11 protein-coding genes are annotated in these 19,983 nt (G+C 62.1%); 1 reads left to right on the forward strand and 10 read right to left on the reverse strand.

The window, feature by feature from the left end; translation table 11 throughout:
• Positions 1–476 precede the first annotated feature (476 nt).
• From fghA to P9292_RS23180, 4 genes are all read right to left on the reverse strand, one after another.
• Positions 477–1,328: an S-formylglutathione hydrolase gene (gene fghA / locus P9292_RS23165; protein WP_250463361.1), complete on the reverse strand. Its 852-nt coding sequence runs from the start codon at positions 1,326–1,328 to the stop codon at positions 477–479.
• 14 nt (positions 1,329–1,342) lie between these two features.
• Complete coding sequence (locus P9292_RS23170) at positions 1,343–2,449, reverse strand: S-(hydroxymethyl)glutathione dehydrogenase/class III alcohol dehydrogenase (protein ID WP_244827166.1); 1,107 nt, start codon at positions 2,447–2,449, stop codon at positions 1,343–1,345.
• A 32-nt stretch (positions 2,450–2,481) separates the two neighbouring features.
• Entirely contained in the window at positions 2,482–3,696 is a 1,215-nt protein-coding gene (locus tag P9292_RS23175; protein WP_309961435.1) for an AGE family epimerase/isomerase, read from the reverse strand.
• 176 nt (positions 3,697–3,872) lie between these two features.
• On the reverse strand, positions 3,873–5,285 hold the full coding sequence (locus tag P9292_RS23180) for an FGGY family carbohydrate kinase (protein ID WP_309961437.1): 1,413 nt from the start codon (positions 5,283–5,285) through the stop codon (positions 3,873–3,875).
• Positions 5,286–5,620: 335 nt separating this feature from the next.
• Here P9292_RS23180 and P9292_RS23185 point away from each other — a divergent pair, with 335 nt between their 5' ends.
• Positions 5,621–7,000 (forward strand): nucleobase:cation symporter-2 family protein, encoded by a 1,380-nt coding sequence (locus P9292_RS23185; RefSeq protein ID WP_250463355.1) that lies wholly within the window; start codon positions 5,621–5,623, stop codon positions 6,998–7,000.
• Positions 7,001–7,096: 96 nt separating this feature from the next.
• Here the strand turns inward: P9292_RS23185 and P9292_RS23190 are convergent, their stop codons facing one another.
• The 6 genes from P9292_RS23190 to P9292_RS23215 form a co-directional block, all read right to left on the reverse strand.
• Complete coding sequence (locus P9292_RS23190) at positions 7,097–8,569, reverse strand: efflux transporter outer membrane subunit (RefSeq protein ID WP_309961441.1); 1,473 nt, start codon at positions 8,567–8,569, stop codon at positions 7,097–7,099.
• A 1-nt stretch (position 8,570) separates the two neighbouring features.
• On the reverse strand, positions 8,571–11,789 hold the full coding sequence (locus tag P9292_RS23195; protein WP_250525446.1) for an efflux RND transporter permease subunit: 3,219 nt from the start codon (positions 11,787–11,789) through the stop codon (positions 8,571–8,573).
• A gap of 18 nt (positions 11,790–11,807) precedes the next feature.
• Positions 11,808–13,022 carry an efflux RND transporter periplasmic adaptor subunit gene (locus P9292_RS23200; protein ID WP_250463347.1) on the reverse strand — a complete coding sequence of 405 codons (1,215 nt, stop codon included), beginning with the start codon at positions 13,020–13,022 and terminating at the stop codon, positions 11,808–11,810.
• 527 nt (positions 13,023–13,549) lie between these two features.
• Entirely contained in the window at positions 13,550–15,073 is a 1,524-nt protein-coding gene (locus tag P9292_RS23205) for an efflux transporter outer membrane subunit (protein ID WP_309841550.1), read from the reverse strand.
• A gap of 1 nt (position 15,074) precedes the next feature.
• A complete protein-coding gene (locus tag P9292_RS23210; protein WP_309961445.1) occupies positions 15,075–18,263 on the reverse strand; it encodes an efflux RND transporter permease subunit in 3,189 nt (1,062 codons plus the stop codon).
• 18 nt (positions 18,264–18,281) lie between these two features.
• Entirely contained in the window at positions 18,282–19,601 is a 1,320-nt protein-coding gene (locus P9292_RS23215; protein ID WP_309961447.1) for an efflux RND transporter periplasmic adaptor subunit, read from the reverse strand.
• Positions 19,602–19,983: the final 382 nt, after the last annotated feature.

Genomic DNA, 19,983 nt, shown 5'->3' on the forward strand with positions numbered 1-19,983 from the left:
AACATTCGGACTTGTCCGATGCGACATTCGATGCTTGGGCCACGCTTACCGATATTGGCCCGCACCACACCAGACCGGCGGCTTGCTGTTTGAACTCCGGGGAAAACGTACGTCGTTGCTTGCTCATCAGACACCTCTTCATGGCGACCATTCTCGCCTAAATCAGCGTCCGGATTCATTAGACCAATACACAGTGAAGTCAAAAACGCCGCATACCTAATAATTGATTAACCACAAGCGCGAACAATGGGAAGTGCTCAAAGGGTTTGTGGGAAATAGCGAGGAACCAGTTGTGCTTCAGAAGCCGGTTCCAAAGCTGCTTTCTTTGGTTACTTTCTTTGCAGCAGCAAAGAAAGTAACCCCTCCGCCGGGCAGGCGGCTACTGCAAAGAACCGCAAGAAACCAGAGCAACTTCCCCGAAGAAAAAAGCGCTCCAACCAAATACCAAAACCAAAGCCAGCCGAAACCCAAAAAAATCACTTACACAAAACCCGCGCATGATGCGCAACATGCTCCCCCACGAACGTGGAAATAAAAAAGTACCCATGATCGTACCCATCGTGCTTACGCAAGACGACCCCTCGATGCCCCGCCTCCCGAGCATTCCGCTCGAAAACATCCGGAAAAAGCTGCCCGTCGAGAAACTGATCCGCAAGTCCTTGATCGATCAAGATCCCGCCATCGAAACGCGAAGCCGCATCGCCGATAACGAGTTCGCTGGCATCGTATAGCTTCCACGCTTCGCGATTATCACCAAGATATCCGGAGAAAGCCTTAACGCCCCAGGGACACAAAGACGGCGCGGCAATTGGCGCAAACGCCGACACCGAGCGATAAAGATCAGGATTACGCAACGCGAGCACGAGCGCACCATGCCCACCCATCGAATGCCCGAAGATGCCAATCCGGTCCTCGCGCAACGGCAGCTCTCGCAAAACCAGCTCACGCAACTCCTGCGTCACATACGAATACATCCGATACCGCTCGGCCCATGGCGCCACCGTCGCATCGACATAAAAACCCGCGCCAACGCCAAAATCCCACGCATCGGATTCGCCCGGAATACCCGCTCCTCGCGGGCTCGTATCCGGCGAAATCAATGCAATGCCATGCTCGGCAGCGTAACGTTGCGCACCGCCCTTGATGGGAAACGTCTCTTCGGTACAAGTCAGGCCGGCAAGATAAAACAACGCCGGCACGCGCGAATGGGCAGCCTGCGCGGGCAGAAAAACCGAAAAGCGCATCGGCAGGCCAATCACGTCCGACTGATGCCGGTAAATACGCTGCACGCCATCGAAACAACGGTGTTCTTCGACGAGTTCGAGCATGGCTGCATCCTCTCTCAATAGATCACGACGGAACGAATGGATTCGCCCTTCTTCATCAGGTCGAAGCCTTCGTTAATACGTTCAAGCGGCAAATGGTGCGTAATCAGATCGTCGATATTGATCTTGCCTTCCATGTACCAATCGACGATCTTCGGCACATCCGTGCGTCCACGCGCGCCGCCGAATGCCGAGCCCTTCCATTCGCGCCCGGTCACGAGCTGGAACGGCCGCGTGCTGATCTCCTGCCCCGCCGCCGCCACGCCGATGATGAACGACTGTCCCCAGCCCTTGTGCGTGCATTCGAGCGCCTGACGCATCAGCTTCACATTGCCCACGCATTCGAAGGAATAGTCCGCGCCGCCATCGGTGAGTTGCACGATATGGTCGACCACGTTCTCCACTTCGTTCGGGTTGATGAAGTGGGTCATGCCGAACTTCTTCGCAAGCTCCACGCGCCCCGGATTGATATCGACACCGATAATCTTGTCCGCGCCCACCATCTTCGCGCCCTGGATCACGTTCAGGCCGATGCCGCCCAGCCCGAACACGACGACGTTCGCGCCCGCTTCGACCTTCGCCGAATACACGACCGCGCCCACGCCGGTCGTCACGCCGCAGCCGATGTAGCAAATCTTGTCAAAAGGCGCGTCCTCACGAACCTTTGCGACGGCGATCTCCGGCACCACGATGTAGTTCGAAAACGTCGACGTGCCCATGTAGTGAAAGAGCGGCTTGCCGTCGATGGAAAAGCGCGAGGTCGCATCGGGCATCAAGCCCTTGCCCTGCGTCGCGCGAATTGCCTGACAAAGATTGGTCTTGCGCGAGAGGCAGAATTTGCACTGACGGCATTCCGGCGTATAGAGCGGAATGACGTGGTCGCCCTTCTTCAGCGTGCCGACGCCCGGCCCGACATCCACGATCACGCCTGCGCCTTCGTGGCCGAGAATCGCGGGGAACAGGCCTTCGGGGTCGGCGCCCGAGAGCGTGTAGTAGTCGGTGTGGCAAATGCCCGTCGCTTTCACTTCGATCAGCACTTCGCCCGCGCGCGGGCCTTCGAGATCGACTTCCTCGATGGTGAGCGGCTTGCCTGCTTCCCATGCGATTGCTGCTTTGGTCTTCATCGTTCAAGGCTCCTGATGTCGTTTGATAGGAATTAGCGGATCACGTTCAGCGCTTCGTAGCATGCGCCCATCGTGTGATAGTCGGTCTTGCCGGCGGGGCTTTTCTCGTCGTTGTACTGGCGGTTATCGCGCGTGAGGATGCGATACCACGCGCCGTACTTGTGATCGACGAAATGCGCCCAGCTATAGGTCCACAAACGGTCGTAATCGTTCCAGTAGCGCGTCGCGGCGGCGCTGACGCCATCGCGTTCGGCGCGATCCGCGAGCAAGGCCGCGGCCGCGAACGATTCCGCCTGCACCCAGAAGTACTTGTCCTCGTCGTAGAACTTGCCGTCGGGATCGAAGCCGTAGACCATGCCGCCGTGCTCGTCGTCCCATGACAGTTCCATCGCGCGATCGAAAAGCTCACGCGCACGCGTGACATGCCACGCTTCCGGACGATGCCGGTCGAGAATCATCAGCAGCTTCGCCCATTCGGTCTGATGTCCCGGCTGAAAACCCCAAGGCCTGAAGATGTTGCTGCGATCGCCCTTGTTGTAATCCCAGTCGACAGACCAGTCCGGCTTGTAGTGCTCCCACACGAGCCCGCCCGCAAGCGCTGCCTGACGGTTCACCATGTTGTCGGCGAGGAGCGCCGCGCGGTCGAGATAGCGCGCTTCGCCGGTCGCCTCGAAGGCGGCGAGAAACGCTTCGCACGTGTGCATGTTGGCGTTCTGGCCGCGATAGTCCGACACCTTCCAGTCGGCGCTCGCTTCGTCCTTGTACAAGCCGTGGGCGGCGTCCCAAAAGTGCGTCTCCATCAGTTGCCAGGTTTCGTCGAGATAGGCGCGTGCTTCGTCGAAACCCGCTTCGATCGCCTTCGCATACGCAAGCACGACGAACGCAAGGCCATAACAATGATTCGTCGCATCGGTGACGTCGCGGCCGGAGAGCGTCCACGCGTAGCCGCCCGTTTGCGGGTTGTAGTGAAACTCGCGCAGATAGTCGATGCCGTGCTTCACGCCGCCGCGGTATTCGTCGAGGCCGAAGTGCTTGTGCGCCATCGCGTAGTTGAAGACGAAGCGCGTGCTCGACACGAGATGCCGCGACTTGCGGTCGTAGATCGTGCCGTTGTTCTTGTAGTAGTGATAGAACCCGCCGTTCGGATCGAGACAGTGCGGGTGATAGAAGATCATCGTGTGCAGCGCGTGATCGAGCAGGAATTCGCGCGAGCGGAAAGCGGGTTGCGACGGTGCGGATGCGGACATGGCTGATTTCGATGTGGTCAGGGGCAGCTCATATGAAGCGGTTCTTCATGAACCGGACGGCGCGAACTTCGGTCGAGCGCAAAGTTTAAGCGGTAAAAGAAAAACGCGGCGCGGGGTCGGCGTGGGTTCGCTCTAGACATGGCACTTTGCGTAGCCGATGCCCCGAGCGCCCACGCTCAAAACCAGTCATGCGCGCGCTGGTACAGATCGATGAAGCGCGCATACCGCGTATCGAGTGCGGGGTTGGTTTGCGGAATCGCGACCCGTGTCGCGGATGGCGCGAGCGCGTGAATCTCGTCGATACGAAAGTGCCCCGCCGCGATGCCGCCGAGCATCGCCGCACCGCGCGTTGCCGCGTTCGGGCAATCGACGGCATGGAGTTCGGCTTGCAGGGAATCCGCGAGCAATTGACGCCAGCGTGCATCGATGGAACCGCCGCCCGCAAGCCGCAACGAAGTCAGCGGCGTGCCGTGCTGTCTGATGGCATCGAGTCCCGCACGCAATGCGAACGTCACGCCTTCGAAGGCGGCGCGCATCAACGTGCCGCGCGAATCGTTGAGACCGAGACCGAGCCAGCCGCCGCGCGCTGCCGGGTTCATCCACGGCGAGCGCTCGCCGCTCAGGTACGGCAGGAAGGTGACGGAGGCGCTCGGGTCGGCGGCGAAAGCGTCGTCGTAAGCGGCCGGCCACGATGCATAACCAAGCCAGCCGCGCACCGCTTCGAGCGCGACGCCCACGTTTTGCATGGCCGCCATGCGATACCACGCGCCGCTCGCCGCGCGATACGTATGCAGTCCGTGCACGGGTGCGGGCGCGGCGTCGCACATCACGATGATCTGGCCGCCGGTGCCCGTGGTGAGAAGCGCGTCGCCGTCGGCGGTGAGGCCGCTGCCGAGCGCGGCGCATGGCGTATCGCCCGCGCCGACGGCGAGCGGAATGCCCGCGCGCAAGCCCAGTTCCGCCGCCGCTGCCGCCGACAACGTGCCCGCCGTTGCATGCGATGCCGCGAGCGGTGCGAACCACGCGCGCTGCAAACCCAGCTTGTCGATGAGCGCATCGTCCCATTCGCCCGATGGCGCGGCGAGCGCCGTGGCGCATGCATCCGATGCATCCGTCACGAACGCGCCGCCCAGACGCGCGCGCAGCCAGTCCTTCGGCTGCAACGCCCAGCGCATCTGCGGGACAAGCGTGCTTTCATGCGCGACGAGCCAGCGCAACAGCGGACCGGCCATGCCCGGCGCGACGGGGTTTTGCTGCGGCTCGGGCCACGCATCGAGCAGATGGCTCGCGCGCGTGTCCGGCCAGAGCATCGCGGGGCGCAACGCGCGGCCGTTGGCATCGGCGGGAACGACGCCATGCATCTGACCGGAGAAGCCGATCGCGCGCACCGCCTGACGTTCGTCGACAGGAAGATGCGCGGCGGCATCGGCGAGCGCGGCGTACCAAGTATCGACGGAAGTTTCGGCCCAGCCGGGATGCGCGCTCGTGACGGAATAAGCACGGCTCGTCATGGCGACCTCGTGGCCGCGTTCATCGATGATGGCCAGTTTCAGCGAACCCGTACCGAGATCGATGCCTAAGAAACGCATGGGATTTCGTGCTTCGGAAGGAGTAAGGGAAAACGCGTAAATCGCGGGTTAACCCCGCCAATACGCGACGAGCATGAAAAACGGACTATACGCGCGCCGCCATGAACATCATAACGAGCACACGAAGATGGCGGCCTTTCGTCACACGACGGTTCTGCTTCGATAACCGCCAAACCCCTTGTAGCAAGGACTTCCGCGAAACGCAAACGATCCGGGCGCGCTAAATATATATCGGCGTGCGAACGCGGCGTATAGCGTCCCGTGGTCTTGTTCGCGCATTTTGATGCACTTACCGTGGAGGCCACACAAATGCCAAGGCATACAAGGAGAGAGACATGGCTTCGAACAAGGTGCATCCGGTGGACGAGCGTTTGCCGACAGGACAGTTACTGACACTTGGCATCCAGCACGTTCTTGTGATGTACGCGGGCGCGGTTGCGGTGCCGCTGATTCTCGGCGCCGCGATGAATCTGTCCAAGGATCAGATCGCGTTCCTCATCAGCGCCGATCTGTTTTCATGCGGCGTCGCCACGCTGATCCAGACGCTCGGTCTCTGGATCTTTGGCATCCGCTTGCCGGTCATCATGGGTTGTACTTTCGCCGCCGTCGGCCCGATGGTCGCCATCGGCACCAATCCTTCGCTCGGCATTCTCGATGTGTTCGGCTCGACCATCGCGGCCGGCGTGATCGGCATCGTGCTCGCGCCGATGATCGGCAAACTCCTGCGTTTCTTCCCGCCAGTCGTGGTCGGCACGGTGATCGCGGTGATCGGCTTGTCGCTGATGGGCGTGGGCATCAACTGGGCGGCGGGCGGTGTGGGCAATCCCGACTACGGCAATCCCGTTTATCTGCTGCTGTCGCTCGTCGTGCTTTCGCTGATTTTGCTCATCAACAAGTTCGCGCGCGGCTTCATCGCCAATATTTCGGTGCTGCTCGGCATTGTCGCGGGCTTCGTGATCGCCGCCATGCTCGGCCGCGTCAACATGGACGGCGTCGCGCACGCCCCGTGGGTCGGCGTCGTGCTGCCGTTCCACTTCGGCTTGCCGCACTTCGACGCGCTGTCGGTGGCGACCATGGTCATCGTCATGTTCGTGACCTTCATCGAGTCGACCGGCATGTTTCTCGCGGTCGGCGATCTCGTCGATCGTCCGGTGGATCAGAAAGCGCTCGTGCGCGGCCTGCGTGTCGATGGCCTCGGCACGCTGATCGGCGGCGTGTTCAACTCGTTCCCGCATACGTCGTTCTCGCAAAACGTCGGGCTGATCGGCGTGACGGGCGTGAAGAGCCGCTTCGTCTGCGCGACCGGCGGCGTGATTCTGGTCGTGCTCGGCCTCTTTCCGAAGATGGCGCAAGTGGTCGCATCGGTGCCGCCGTTCGTGCTTGGCGGCGCGGGCATCGTGATGTTCGGCATGGTCGCGGCGAACGGCATCAAGACGCTGTCGCGCGTGGACTTCTCGACGAACCATCACAACCTGTTCATCGTCGCGGTGAGCGTGGGTATGGGCATGGTGCCGGTGGTCGCACCGAAGTTCTTCACGCAACTGCCGCATGCGCTGGAGCCGATTCTTCACAGCGGCATCTTGCTGGCTTCGGTGTCGGCGGTGATTCTGAATATCGTGTTCAACGGCGTGCGCAAGGAGCGCGATGCGCGCCGCGAAATTCGCGAGGCCGCACATGAGTTCGACGGCGCGGCTCATGCGCGTGAAGCGCAGTAAGAGCAGATTCCTGTAGTGCTTGCGTTGAGCGCCGCGGTGTAAGCCGCGGCGTTTTTTTACGTCGCGCAAGAACAGCAGGCGCTGTTTCGCACGATCTCAACCCGCCGATGCCGCAACCGGCGCATCTGCCTCGCGCGGCATGTCTCCCGTATGCTCGATCCATCCGCCGCCGAGCGCCTGATACAAGCTCACCAGATTAGACAAACGCTCAGTGCGCGCCGTGATCAGCATCTGCTGTGTCGAATACAGATCCTGCTGCGCTTCGAGCACGCCGAGATAGCTATCGACGCCCTGCTTGTAGCGCAATGTCGAAAAATCGAGACGCCGCTGCTGTGCGCTCACTTCGCGCGTGAGCGCCGCGATTTGCTGATCGTAAGTGCCGCGGGCCGCGAGCCCATCGGCGACTTCGCGGAAGGCCGACTGAATGGCCCTCTCGTACTGCGCAATCTCGATCTTCTTCTGCACGTTCGCCAGATCGAGATTGGCCATGTTCTGACCGCCTTCGAAGATCGGCAGCGTGATGGTCGGCGCGAAACTCCATGCTGCCGAACCCGGCTTGAACAACCCGCCGAGCGACGGACTCAGCGTGCCGAAACTGCCGGTGAGCGAAATGCTCGGGAAGAACGCCGCGCGCGCCGCGCCGATGTTCGCGTTCGCCGCCAATAAATTCTGCTCGGCCTCCATGATGTCCGGACGGCGCGTCAGCAGATCCGACGGCACACCCGCCGGAATATCGGTCAACAGGTGCTGATCGTCGAGCGGCATGCCGCCCGTCATCTCGGCGGGCATCGGCTCGCCGAGCAACAGCACGAGCGCATTGACGGCTTGCGCGCGTGCGCGCTCCTGCGCCTGGAAATTGGCCGCCGCGCTTTCGACCACGGTCTGCGACTGACTCAGTTCCAGTTCCGATGCCGTACCGTTATCGAACTTGAGCTTGTTGATACCGTATGAATCGCGCGCGGTCTTGAGCGTCTGTTGCGTGACTTGAAGCAGGTCGTCAGCCTCCAGCACTTGCAGATACTGTGTCGCCACCTGGGACACGAGCGATAACTCCGCTGCCTTGCGTGCGTACGCCGTTGCAAGATACTTCGCGAGCGCCTGATTCCTGAGACTCTGCACGCGGCCGAACAGATCGATCTCCCATGCGCCGTTCAACCCGACCGAATACTGATTCGAGATCGTCTGATCGAGAAACGACAGATCTTTCGGCGTGCGCTGCTTCGACTGGCCCGCTTGCGCGCCGATAGTCGGAAACAGTTCCGAACGCACGACACGGTACTGCGCTTGCGCCGCCTGCACGTTGAGCACGGCGACGCGCAGATCGCGATTGTTCTTCAATGCGATATCGATAAGCTGCTGCAAACGCGCATCGACGAAGAAATTGCGCCAGCCAGTGTCGGCCGCGGCCACGCCGTTTGCATTGTGCGCGCCCGGCGGTTGCGTCTCGTACACACCGCCTGTCGGAAAGCTCGCTGCGACTGGCGGCAAGGGGCGCTCGTATTTCGGCGCCATCGTACAGCCGGTCGCGATCACGGACACGGCTGCTGCAATCAAAGAAACTCTACGCATCTCAATGTCCCTGCTTGCCCGTGCCGTTGCTGTTGCTGTTGCCCTTTCCCTCGCCGTGCGAGGCATTGGCACGTTGCCGTTCGTAGTGCGCGATCGCCGCGTCCGCGTCTTCCTTGTCGCCGCCGAAGCGCGCGCGCACGACGACGAAGAACATCGGGACCATGAAGATGGCGAGGAACGTCGCGGTCACCATGCCGCCGATCACACCGGTGCCAATGGCGTGCTGACTCGCCGAGCCCGCGCCATTGCTGATTGCGAGCGGCAAGGTACCGAGAATGAAGGCGAGCGAGGTCATCAGGATGGGACGCAGACGCAGACGCGCGGCTTCGAGCGCGGCCTCGATCGGTCCGATCTTTTCGGAAATCTGCAAGTCGCGCGCGAACTCGACGATCAGAATGGCGTTCTTCGCCGACAGGCCCACCGTGGTCAGAAGACCGACCTGGAAGTACACGTCGTTTTCGAGTCCACGCAAGGTGACGGCAAGCAACGCGCCGACCACGCCGAGCGGCACGACCATGATCACGGAGAACGGGATCGACCAGCTTTCATAGAGCGCCGCGAGACACAGGAACACCACGAGGATCGAAATGCCGTACAGAACCGGCGCCTGCGAACCGGATTGAATTTGCTGGAACGACAAACCCGTCCATTCGTAGCCAATGCCTGCCGGCAACTTCGCGGCGATGGCTTCGATGGCCTGCATGGCTTGGCCCGTGGAGCGGCCCGGCGCGGCCATGCCCTGGATTTCGACTGACGAATTGCCGTTGTAGCGTTCGAGCTTTGGCGAGCCGAAACTCCATCGGCCGGTCGCGAACGACGAAAACGGCACCATCGAACCGGCGTTGTTGCGCACGTACCAGCTATTGATGTTGTCGGGTGACATGCGGAACGGCGCGTCGCCCTGCAGATACACCTTCTTGATCCGGCTGTCGACATCAAGGAAGTTGTTGACGAACGAAGACGCCCAGGCGATCGAAAACGTCTGGTCGATATCGGACGCCGACACGCCTTGCGCAAGCGCCTTCTCGCGGTCGATGTCGACCTTGAACTGCGGCGTATCGTTCAAGCCGTTCGGGCGCACCTGCGCAAGCGACGGATCTTTCGCGGCCAGACCGAGCAGCATGCCGCGCGCTTCCATCAGCTTTTCGTGGCCCACGCCGCCACGATCCTCCAGTTCGAAGTCGAAGCCCGACGCGGTGCCGAGTTCGGGAATCGACGGCGGATTCACCGGAAATACGAGCGCATTGCGATAGCCCGCGAACTGTCCGAAAGTTCGGCCGACGAGCGCCTGCACTTTTTCGTCCGCGCTCTGGCGCTTGGCGAAGTCCTTCATGCGCACGAACACGAGGCCGGAGTTCTGGCCACGGCCCGCGAAGCTGTAGCCGTTGACCGTGAAGACGGACTCGACGATCCCGCTTTCTTTCTTCAAAAGATAGTTGGCCACGTCGTTCAGCGCGCGCTGGGTCATTTCCTGCGTGGAACCGGCGGGCGTGGACACGAGCACGAACATCGTGCCCTGATCTTCGTCGGGCAGGAACGCTTTCGGCAGCTTGGTGAACAAGAGGCCAACCACCGCGATGACCGCGAGGTATAACACGAGGAAGCGCCCCGAGCGACGAATCACACGCGCAACGCCGACCTGATACTTGTCGCGGCCCTTGTTAAAGGTCCGATTGAACCAGCCGAAGAAACCCGTGGTCTTTTCCTCGTGACCTTGCGGCAAGGGCTTCAGGATGGTCGCGCACAAGGCCGGCGTGAGGATCATCGCGGTCAGCACGGAGAGCACCATTGCCGAGACGATGGTCAGCGAGAACTGGCGATAGATCGCCCCGACCGAGCCGCCCGAGAACGCCACCGGCACGAACACCGCCGACAGCACGAGCGCCACGCCCACCAGCGCGCCGGTGATCTGGCCCATGGCCTTGCGCGTGGCTTCCTTCGGCGAAAGCCCTTCCTCGCTCATCACGCGCTCGACGTTCTCGACGACCACGATCGCGTCGTCCACCAGCAAGCCGATGGCGAGCACGATGCCGAACATCGATAGCGTGTTGATGGAAAAACCCACCGCCGCCATCACGCCGAAAGTGCCGAGCAGCACCACCGGCACCGCGATGGTCGGAATGAGCGTGGCGCGGATGTTCTGCAAGAACAGATACATCACGAGGAACACCAGCACGATGGCCTCGATGAGCGTCTTCACCACGTCGGAGATCGACTGGCGCACGAACGGCGTCGTGTCGTACGGATACTTTACGACGAGACCGGGCGGGAAGTACTTCGACAGCTCCTGTACCTTCGCGCGCACCGCGTCCGCCGTCGCCAGCGCGTTCGCGCCCGTCGCCAGATTGATACCGAAGCCCGCCGCCGGAGAACCGTTGTACTGCGTCTCGAAGTTGTAGTTCTCGCCGCCGAGACCCACCTTCGCCACGTCCTTCACCCGCACCTGCGAGCCGTCCTGATTCACCTTCAGAAGCACGTTGCCGAACTGGTCGGGCGTGCGCAGCAAGGTGGCTTCGGTGATCGTGGCCTGCATCGATTGGCCGGGCACCGCAGGCGTGCCGCCTAGCTGGCCGCCCGAGACTTGCACGTTCTGCGCTTTGAGCGCGTTCTGTACGTCGACCGGTGTGAGCTGGAAGTTGCTGAGTTTGTTTGGATCTAGCCAGACGCGCATGGCGTACTGCGTGCCGAACAGGCTCACCGTGCCCACGCCGTTGACTCGGCTGATGGGGTCCTGCAAATGCGACGCGACGTAGTTGGAGAGATCGTTGCGGCTCATGCTGCCGTCTTCGGAGACGAACGCGAGCACGAGCAGGAAGCTGTTGCTCGACTTCGAAACCGACAACCCGAGTTGCTGCACGATCTGCGGCAAGTTCGGTGTCGCCAGTTGCAGCTTGTTTTGCACCTGCACCTGCGCGATGTCGGGGTTGGTGCCCGCCGCGAAGGTCAGGGTGATGGTGGCCGTGCCGAAATCATCGGAGGTGGACGAAATGTAGAGCAGATGGTCGAGCCCGTTCATCTGCTGCTCGACCACCTGCGTGACTGTGTTCTCGACCGTCTGCGCCGATGCACCGGGATACGTCGCCGTAATCTGGATGCTGGGTGGCGCGACCGTCGGATATTGCGCGACGGGCAGCGTCGAGATCGACGCGAGGCCCGCGAGCATCAGGATGATGGCAAGCACCCACGCGAAAATCGGGCGATCGATAAAAAACTTGGCCATGTGGCGTACCCTCCGTCCCTACGCGCCAGCAACGGCTGAAGCAGCCTTCGCGGGAGCGGCGGCCTGATTGTCGGAAGAAGGCTGCGTGGAAGGCCCGGGCGACTGAACCGTCACCGCTTTCACCGGCATGCCGGGACGCACCTTCTCGATACCCTCGACGATCACCCGGTCGCCCGCCTTCACGCCGCTGTCGACGACCCAGTTCTGCCCGACCATGCCGGAGGTCACGAGCTCGCGTAGCGCGACCTTGCCGTCGGTATCGACGATCAGTGCGATCGGCGTGCCCTTCTGGTCATGCGTGACGCCCGTGACAGGCACGACCAGCGCCTGCGGATTCACGCCCTCTTCGATACGCGCTCGCACGAACATGCCGGGCAACAACACGCGATCCTTGTTCTCGAACACGGCGCGCACGGTTACCGAGCCGGTGGACGGGTCCACGGTTACATCGGAAAACTGCAGGCGGCCTTGTTCGGGATAGACGCGGCCGTCTTCGAGAATCAGCGAAACCTTCGCGGCGTTCGGACCCGACGCGGTAAGACGCCCTTCCTGAATCTGGCGGCGCAGCTTGAGCCCGTCGAGGCTGGATTGCGTGAGATCGACATACACCTGGTCGAGCTGCTGCACGGTTGCCATGAGCGTGGCTTGCGCCGCTTGCACGTAGGCGCCCGGCGTGACCTGCGAGATGCCGATCTGGCCGGTCACGGGCGAGGTGACATCGGTATAGCCGAGGTCGATTCGCGCGGTCTGCACGGAGGCGCGAGCCTGTGCCACGTCGGCGGCGGCCTGACCGGCCGACGCAACAGCGTTGTCGTAGTCCTGCTTGCTTACCGCGTTCTCGGCGACCAGTACCTTGTAGCGCTCGGCTTGCGCATTGGTCGATGCGAGATTCGCCTCGGCCTTCGCAAGCGACGCTTTCGCGCTGTCCAGCTTGGCGATGTACGGCGCTGGGTCGATCTTGTAGAGCCGCTGACCGGCCTTGACGAGACTGCCTTCAGTGAATTCACGGCGCAGCACGATGCCATCGACGCGCGCACGCACTTGTGCATCGATGAAAGCGCTGGTGCGGCCCGGCAGTTCGCTCGTGACGGGCACCGCGACCGGCGCAAGCATGACGACGCCGACTTCGGGCGCATGCGCCGGCATGTCCGGATGTTTTTCACCGCATGCGGCCGCTAGCGTGACGACCGACAAAGCGCAGATGAGGCGGTATGGAATCCGTTCGAAACGCATGGAGCGACGACCTCTGTGGTTACCGGGATAAATAGATGAATAGATACGCACGTCCTCGGTCGAGAACGGACGGAAAGAACGTCGATGCCAATCGTCTTTTCGGGATACCTAATCTTCCCCATTGAATGAAGCCTGTGGCCAGGAAGCGCTTCGTCGATTGCAGCCCATTTGCAGTCCATTCGCAGCCGATTCACATGCAATCGCAACTGATTTGCGTGTCGATTAATGCCGATACGCACGCAGTTGCACAGGAAAGCTGACATGCCTTCAGCACGCAGGCACGTTGGAGGATGCCGATTATAGTTAGCGCGTCGATCAGTAACGCTAAACAAAGGTAATAATTTGCTGAAATTTGGCACGACCTGTCATCGCGCGACGCGTTTTCCCGGTACATTCAGTGTCACGCCGCGACGTGGACCATGGACGAAAAAAAGCCCGACACGAGGTCGGGCTCTTCACTGCATCATCCCACTATCAACCATCACGGACAGCTTGCGAAAGTGACTACCGAGCGCAACTTGCGAACCTCAACTCGCCGCGTCGGATGCCGCCTTCGGCGGAGTAGCCGAGCCGAAATCCGTGGGAGTGTCGGCCGGACGCGGGGCATCGCCGGAATGCTCGATCCATCCGCCGCCGAGATACTGATACAGATCGACGAGGTTGGTCAGGCGGTTCAACCGCGCGCTGATGAGCGTCTGCTGCGCGTCATACAACGAGGTCTGCGCGGTCAGAACAGCGAGATAGCTGTCCACGCCATTGCGATAGCGCAGGTCCGACAACTCCAGCCGCCGGCTCTGCGAACTCACGAAGCGTTGCAGGGAGCGAATCTGCTCGTCGTACGTGCCGCGCGCGGCGAGACCGTCGGCCACTTCGCGGAACGCCGTCTGAATGGCCTTCTCGTAGTTGGCAATCTCGATGCGCTTCTGCACGTTCGCCAGATCCAGATTGGCGACGTTCGTGCCGCCCTCGAAGATTGGCACGCTGATCTGCGGTGCGAACGACCACGCCGCCGAACCCGGCTTGAACAATCCGCCAAGCGTGGGCGAGAGCGTACCGAAACTGCCCGTCAACGAAATGCGCGGAAAGAACGCGGCCCGCGCCGCGCCGATGTTCGCATTGGCCGCAAGCAAGCTCTGCTCGGCCGCCGCGATATCGGGACGGCGCGTGAGGAGGTCGGAAGGCAGACCCGCCGGAATGTCGGCGAGCAAGTCCTGCGCATCCAGCGGCATGCCGCCCGGCAGATCGTCCGGCAACGGTTCGCCCACGAGAAGCACGAGACCGTTTTCCGCTTGCGCACGCAGACGCGCCTGCGACTGCAGATTCGCCTGCGCCTGTTGCACCACGCCCTCGGCCTGACGCAGATCGAGTTCCGAACCCGTACCGTTGTCGAACTGCAGCTTGGTGATGCGATACGACTCCTGCGCCGTCTTCAGCGTGTTCTGCGTGACGGTGAGCAGATCGTCGTAGGCGAGCATGGTCAGATACTGGTCCGCCACCGAAGACACCAGCGAGATTTCCGCCGCCTTGCGCGTTTCCGCGAGCGAGAAATACTGCGCGAGCGCCTGATCCTTCAGGCTGCGAATCCGTCCGAAGAAGTCGATTTCCCACGACGCATTCACGCCCACCGAATACGTGTTCGAGATGGTCTGATCGAAGAACGACAGGTTGCGCGGCGTGCGCTGCTTGCTTTGCGAGCCAACCGCATCGAGCGTCGGGAAAAGGCCCGCGCGCGTGATCTGATACTGCGCGCGCGCCGCATCGACGTTGAGCATCGACACGCGCAGATCGCGATTGTTCTTGAGCGCGAGTTCGACAATACGCTGCAGACGCGCATCGGCGAAGAAATCGCGCCAGCCGATATCCGGCGCGGTCTGGCCGCTCGCGCTGCGGCTCTTGTCTGCCGCGCCTTCAGCAGTCGGCTGCGTGGCGTACACGCCGCCTTCCGGGAACGTCTGCGTGACGGGCGCGGCCGGCCGGTCGTACTTCGGCTCGAAGGTGCAGCCCGTGGCCACGAAAGCCACGGCGGCTGCGATCAACGAAAGTTTTAGCATTTCAATGTCCTTCCTTGCCAGAGCCCGCGGGCGCGCCGCCATGCGGACCTTCGATATCGCCGCCGGACGAACCCGGTGCCGGCATGTCCTTGCTCTTGCTGAACTTGCTGATCACGACGAAGAACATCGGGATCATGAAGATCGCAAGGAAGGTCGCGGTCAGCATCCCGCCGATCACGCCGGTGCCGATTGCGTGCTGGCTCGCCGAACCCGCGCCGTTACTGATGGCAAGCGGCATCACGCCGAGAATGAACGCGAGCGACGTCATCAGAATCGGACGCAGCCGCAGACGCGCCGCTTCCATCGCAGCTTCCACCGTCGACATGCCCTGCATGCGCAATTCACGCGCAAACTCGACGATCAGAATGGCGTTCTTCGCGGACAAACCCACCGTAGTCAACAGGCCGACCTGGAAGAACACGTCGTTTTCCAGACCGCGCAGCGTCGCCGCGAGCAGCGCGCCGAGCACGCCGAGCGGCACGACCATGATGACCGAGAACGGAATCGACCAGCTTTCGTACAGCGCCGCGAGACACAGGAACACGACGAGAATCGAGATGCCGTACAGAATAGGCGCCTGCGAACCCGACTGACGTTCCTGATACGACAGCCCCGTCCATTCGTAGCCAATACCCGCCGGCAACTTCGCCGCGATGGCTTCGATGGCCGTCATGGCCTGACCGGTCGATTTGCCAGGCGCGGCCGCACCCTGGATTTCCACCGCCGAGATACCGTTGTAGCGCTCGAGCTTCGGCGAACCGTATATCCAGTCGGTGGTCGCAAAGGCCGAGAACGGCACCATCGTGCCCGAGGTGTTACGCACATACCACTTGCCGATGTCTTCCGGCGACATACGGAAGCGCGGCTCGGACTGCACGTACACCTTCTTGATCCGGTTATCCACGTCGAGGAAGTTGTTCACGTACTGCGACGCCCACGCAATCGAGAAAGTCTGGTCGATATCGGAGATGGAGACGCCGAGCGCATTCGCCTTCTCGCGGTCGATGTTCACCTTGAACTGCGGCGTGTCGTTCAGGCCGTTCGGACGCACCTGCGCGAGCACCGGGTCTTTCGACGCCATGCCGAGCAGCATGTTGCGCGCTTCCATCAGCTTCGCGTGCCCCACGCCGGCGCGATCCTCCAACTCGAAGTCAAAGCCCGACGCGGTGCCGAGTTCCGGAATCGACGGTGGATTGACCGGGAAGATCATCGCGTTCTTGTAGGGCGCGAAGTGCATGAACATCCGGCCGACCAGCGCCTGCACCTTGTCATTGCTCGCCTGACGCTGCGCGTAGTCCTTCATCCGCACGAACACGAGACCGGAGTTCTGGCCGCGACCCGCGAACGAAAAGCCGTTCACCGTGAAGACGGATTCGACGATCGCCTTCTCGTCGTTCAGCAGATAGTTCTGCACGTCGGCGAGCACACCGGCCGTGTATTCCTGCGTCGAGCCGGACGGCGCCTGCACGAGCACGAACATCGTGCCCTGGTCTTCATCGGGAAGGAACGACTTCGGCAGGCGCAGGAACAGCATGCCCACTGCCACGATTACGACCAAATAGATGATGAGCCAGCGCCCCGAGCGCCGGATCACGTGCTGCACGCCCTTGTGATACTTGTCCTGGCTCTTGTTGAAGTTGCGGTTGAACCAGCCGAAGAAACCCTTCTTCTCGGGCTGATGCCCTTCCGGATGCGGCTTCAGAATCGTCGCGCACAGCGCCGGCGTGAGCACCAACGCGACCATCACGGACAGCACCATGGCCGCCACGATGGTGAGCGAGAACTGCCGGTAAATGGCGCCGACCGAACCGCCCGAAAACGCCACCGGCACGAACACCGCCGACAGCACGAGCGCCACGCCCACCAGCGCGCCCGTGATCTGGTCCATCGCCTTGCGGGTTGCGTCCCGTGGAGACAAGTGCTCCTCGGACATCACCCGCTCGACGTTTTCCACCACCACGATGGCATCGTCCACCAACAAGCCGATGGCAAGCACGAGGCCGAACATCGACAGCACGTTGATGGAGAACCCGACCGCCGACATGATCGCGAACGTGCCGAGCAACACGACCGGCACGGCGATCGTCGGGATGAGCGTCGCCCGCAAGTTCTGCAGGAACAGATACATCACGAGGAACACCAGCACGATACCTTCGATCAGGGTCTTGACCACTTCCTCGATCGAAAGCCGCACGAACGGCGTGGTGTCGTACGGATACTTCACGACCAGCCCGTTCGGGAAGTACTTCGACAGTTCGTCGACCTTCTGGCGCACGAGCTTCGCGGTGTTGAGCGCGTTCGCGCCCGTTGCGAGCTGGATACCGAAACCGGCCGTCGGCGCACCGTTGTACTTGGTGTCGAAGTTATAGTTTTCGCCACCCAGATCGATACGCGCCACGTCCTTCAGGCGCACCTGCGAGCCATCCTGATTCACCTTCAGCAGAATGTTGCCGAACTGCTCGGGTGTTTGCAGAAGCGTCGCTTGCGTGATGGTCGCCTGCAGCATCTGCCCCGGAACCGCCGGCGTGCCGCCGAGCGAGCCCGCCACCACCTGCACGTTCTGCGCGGTGATGGCGGTCTGCACGTCGACCGGCGTCAGACTGTAGTTGGTGAGCTTGGTCGCATCGAGCCAGATACGCATGGCGTACTGCGAGCCGAACAGCGTGACCGTACCCACACCATCGATACGCGAAAGCGGGTCCTGAATTTTCGACGCCACGTAATTCGCGAGGTCGTACTTGTTCATGCTTCCGTCCTGGGACACGAACGCAAGCACCAGCAAGAAGCTGCTGCTCGACTTCGTGACCTTCGTACCGAGCTGCTGCACGACCTGCGGCAGCAATGGCGTCGCGAGCTGCAGCTTGTTCTGCACCTGCACCTGCGCGATGTCCGGATTCGTGCCCGCCGCGAACGTCAGCGTGATGGTGGCCGTACCCGAGTCGTCACTGGTCGAGGACAGATACAACAAGTGATCGAGGCCGCTCATCTGCTGCTCGATCACCTGCGTCACCGTGTTTTCGACCGTGCTCGCGGATGCGCCCGGATACGTCGCGCTGATCTGGATGGCAGGCGGCGCGATCGTCGGATACTGCGCAATAGGCAGCGTGAAGATCGACGCCATGCCCGCCAGCATCAAGATAATCGCGATCACCCACGCAAAAATCGGGCGATCGATAAAAAACTTTGCCATGAAACAGGCTCCCTGTTATTACGCGCCCGATGCGGCAGATGCCGGCGCCGCTTGCGCGCCGGATGCGTTGCCCGAAGCTGCGCCCGGCGCGGCTGCGCTCGGGCCCGTGGCGCCGCTCGCGCTGTTGGCGTTGTCGGGTGTCGCGCCCGCGCCGGATGCCACCGGCGCCTGACCGGCCGCCGCGCCCGAGGCCGGCTGTGCGGGCAGTTGCGCCGCGACCGGCCTCACTTGCATACCGGGCTTCGCCTTTTCCACGCCGTTCACGATCACGCGGTCGCCCGGATTCAGGCCACTGTCGACCACCCAGTTGTTGCCGAACGTGCCACCGGTGACGAGCTGACGCAGTTCGACCTTGTCGTCCTTGTTGACGACGAGCGCGGTCGGCTGGCCCTTCTGGTCATGCGTGATGCCGATTTGCGGCACGACGAGCGCCTTGTCGTTCGTGCCTTCCTCGATACGCGCCCGCACGAACATGCCCGGCAGCAGCACGCGATCCTTGTTGTCGAAGATCGCGCGCACGGTGACCGAACCCGTGCTTTGGTCGACGCTCACATCGGAGAATTGCAGCTTGCCCTGCTCCGGATAGACGCGGCCGTCTTCCAGCACCAGCGACACCTTCGCCGCGTGGATGCCCTGAGTCTGCAAACGCCCGTCCTGAATCTGACGACGCAGCTTGAGGCCGTCGACGCTCGATTGCGTCAGATCGACGTAGATCGGGTCGAGCTGCTGCACGGTGGTGAGCAGCGTCGCCGCGCTCGCCTGTACATACGCGCCCGGCGTGACTTGCGACAGACCCGTGCGGCCGGTGATCGGCGAGACCACGTCGGTGTAGCCGAGGTTGATCTGCGCGGTATCGACGGCGGCCTTGCCCGCGGCGACATCGGCGACGGCCTGGCCTTGCGCGGCCACGGCGTTGTCGTAGTCCTGCTTGCTCACCGCATTGGCCGCGACCAGCACCTTGTAGCGCCCGGTCAAGGCGTTCTGCGACGCGACGTTCGCCTGCGCCTTGGCGAGCGTCGCCTTGGCGTTGTTCAGTGCGGCGATATACGGCGCCGGGTCGATCTTGTACAGACGCTGACCTTGCTTGACTTCCGCGCCTTCGACGAACTCACGGCGCAGGACGATTCCATCCACCCGCGCGCGCACTTGCGCGACCAGGAACGCGTTCGTGCGGCCCGGCAATTCGGCGATGACCGGCACGCTGGTCGGCTGCACGGTGACGATGCCCACTTCGGGCGTTTGCGGCGGAGGTGCTGACTGTTTTTGTCCGCAGGCAGCCAGGAAAACGGCAGCCGTCGCGGCGGTGATTAAGCGGAATGGAACCCGTTCGACGCGCATGGAGCGACCTCTGTCTAAGACTGAGAGTGAAGTTGGGTGCGCGACGGCCTTCCCCGGGCGATGCCGCGCACAAGCGTCGCAAGACGCTGACCAATAACCAAGCAGTGAGACCAGTGAGCGCAACGAGCGGCCAGTGGCCGGCTCGCTTGCCTGTATTCCTGCCCGTGCGCGGCGCTATGCAAGCGCCGCCGATGGCCAAGAGGACGGCCAGAACGGGCAATCGAAATGAAAGCTTGGTCGGATAGTACTCGCCCTCTCCAGCTTGGGCTATCGGTCGACGGGTGGTATTGTATATACATTCACGAATGAATGTAAAAAACTGAGACAGCGATCCGTCGGCAAGGCGTAGCGAAATCGCCTCGACGGAATCGATTACGTTCGA

The organism is Caballeronia sp. LZ001 (genome assembly GCF_031450875.1).
GTDB lineage: Bacteria > Pseudomonadota > Gammaproteobacteria > Burkholderiales > Burkholderiaceae > Caballeronia.

Excerpts from the sequence above, each read along its gene's own strand:
- P9292_RS23215 (WP_309961447.1), bottom strand. The coding sequence starts at position 19,601 with ATGCGCGTCGAACGGGTTCCATTCCGCTTAATCACCGCCGCGACGGCT.
- P9292_RS23170 (WP_244827166.1), bottom strand. The coding sequence starts at position 2,449 with ATGAAGACCAAAGCAGCAATCGCATGGGAAGCAGGCAAGCCGCTCACC.
- P9292_RS23175 (WP_309961435.1), bottom strand. The coding sequence starts at position 3,696 with ATGTCCGCATCCGCACCGTCGCAACCCGCTTTCCGCTCGCGCGAATTC.
- P9292_RS23195 (WP_250525446.1), bottom strand. The coding sequence starts at position 11,789 with ATGGCCAAGTTTTTTATCGATCGCCCGATTTTCGCGTGGGTGCTTGCC.
- P9292_RS23210 (WP_309961445.1), bottom strand. The coding sequence starts at position 18,263 with ATGGCAAAGTTTTTTATCGATCGCCCGATTTTTGCGTGGGTGATCGCG.
- P9292_RS23200 (WP_250463347.1), bottom strand. The coding sequence starts at position 13,022 with ATGCGTTTCGAACGGATTCCATACCGCCTCATCTGCGCTTTGTCGGTC.
- P9292_RS23205 (WP_309841550.1), bottom strand. The coding sequence starts at position 15,073 with ATGCTAAAACTTTCGTTGATCGCAGCCGCCGTGGCTTTCGTGGCCACG.
- P9292_RS23190 (WP_309961441.1), bottom strand. The coding sequence starts at position 8,569 with ATGCGTAGAGTTTCTTTGATTGCAGCAGCCGTGTCCGTGATCGCGACC.
- P9292_RS23185 (WP_250463355.1), top strand. The coding sequence starts at position 5,621 with ATGGCTTCGAACAAGGTGCATCCGGTGGACGAGCGTTTGCCGACAGGA.
- fghA (WP_250463361.1), bottom strand. The coding sequence starts at position 1,328 with ATGCTCGAACTCGTCGAAGAACACCGTTGTTTCGATGGCGTGCAGCGT.
- P9292_RS23180 (WP_309961437.1), bottom strand. The coding sequence starts at position 5,285 with ATGCGTTTCTTAGGCATCGATCTCGGTACGGGTTCGCTGAAACTGGCC.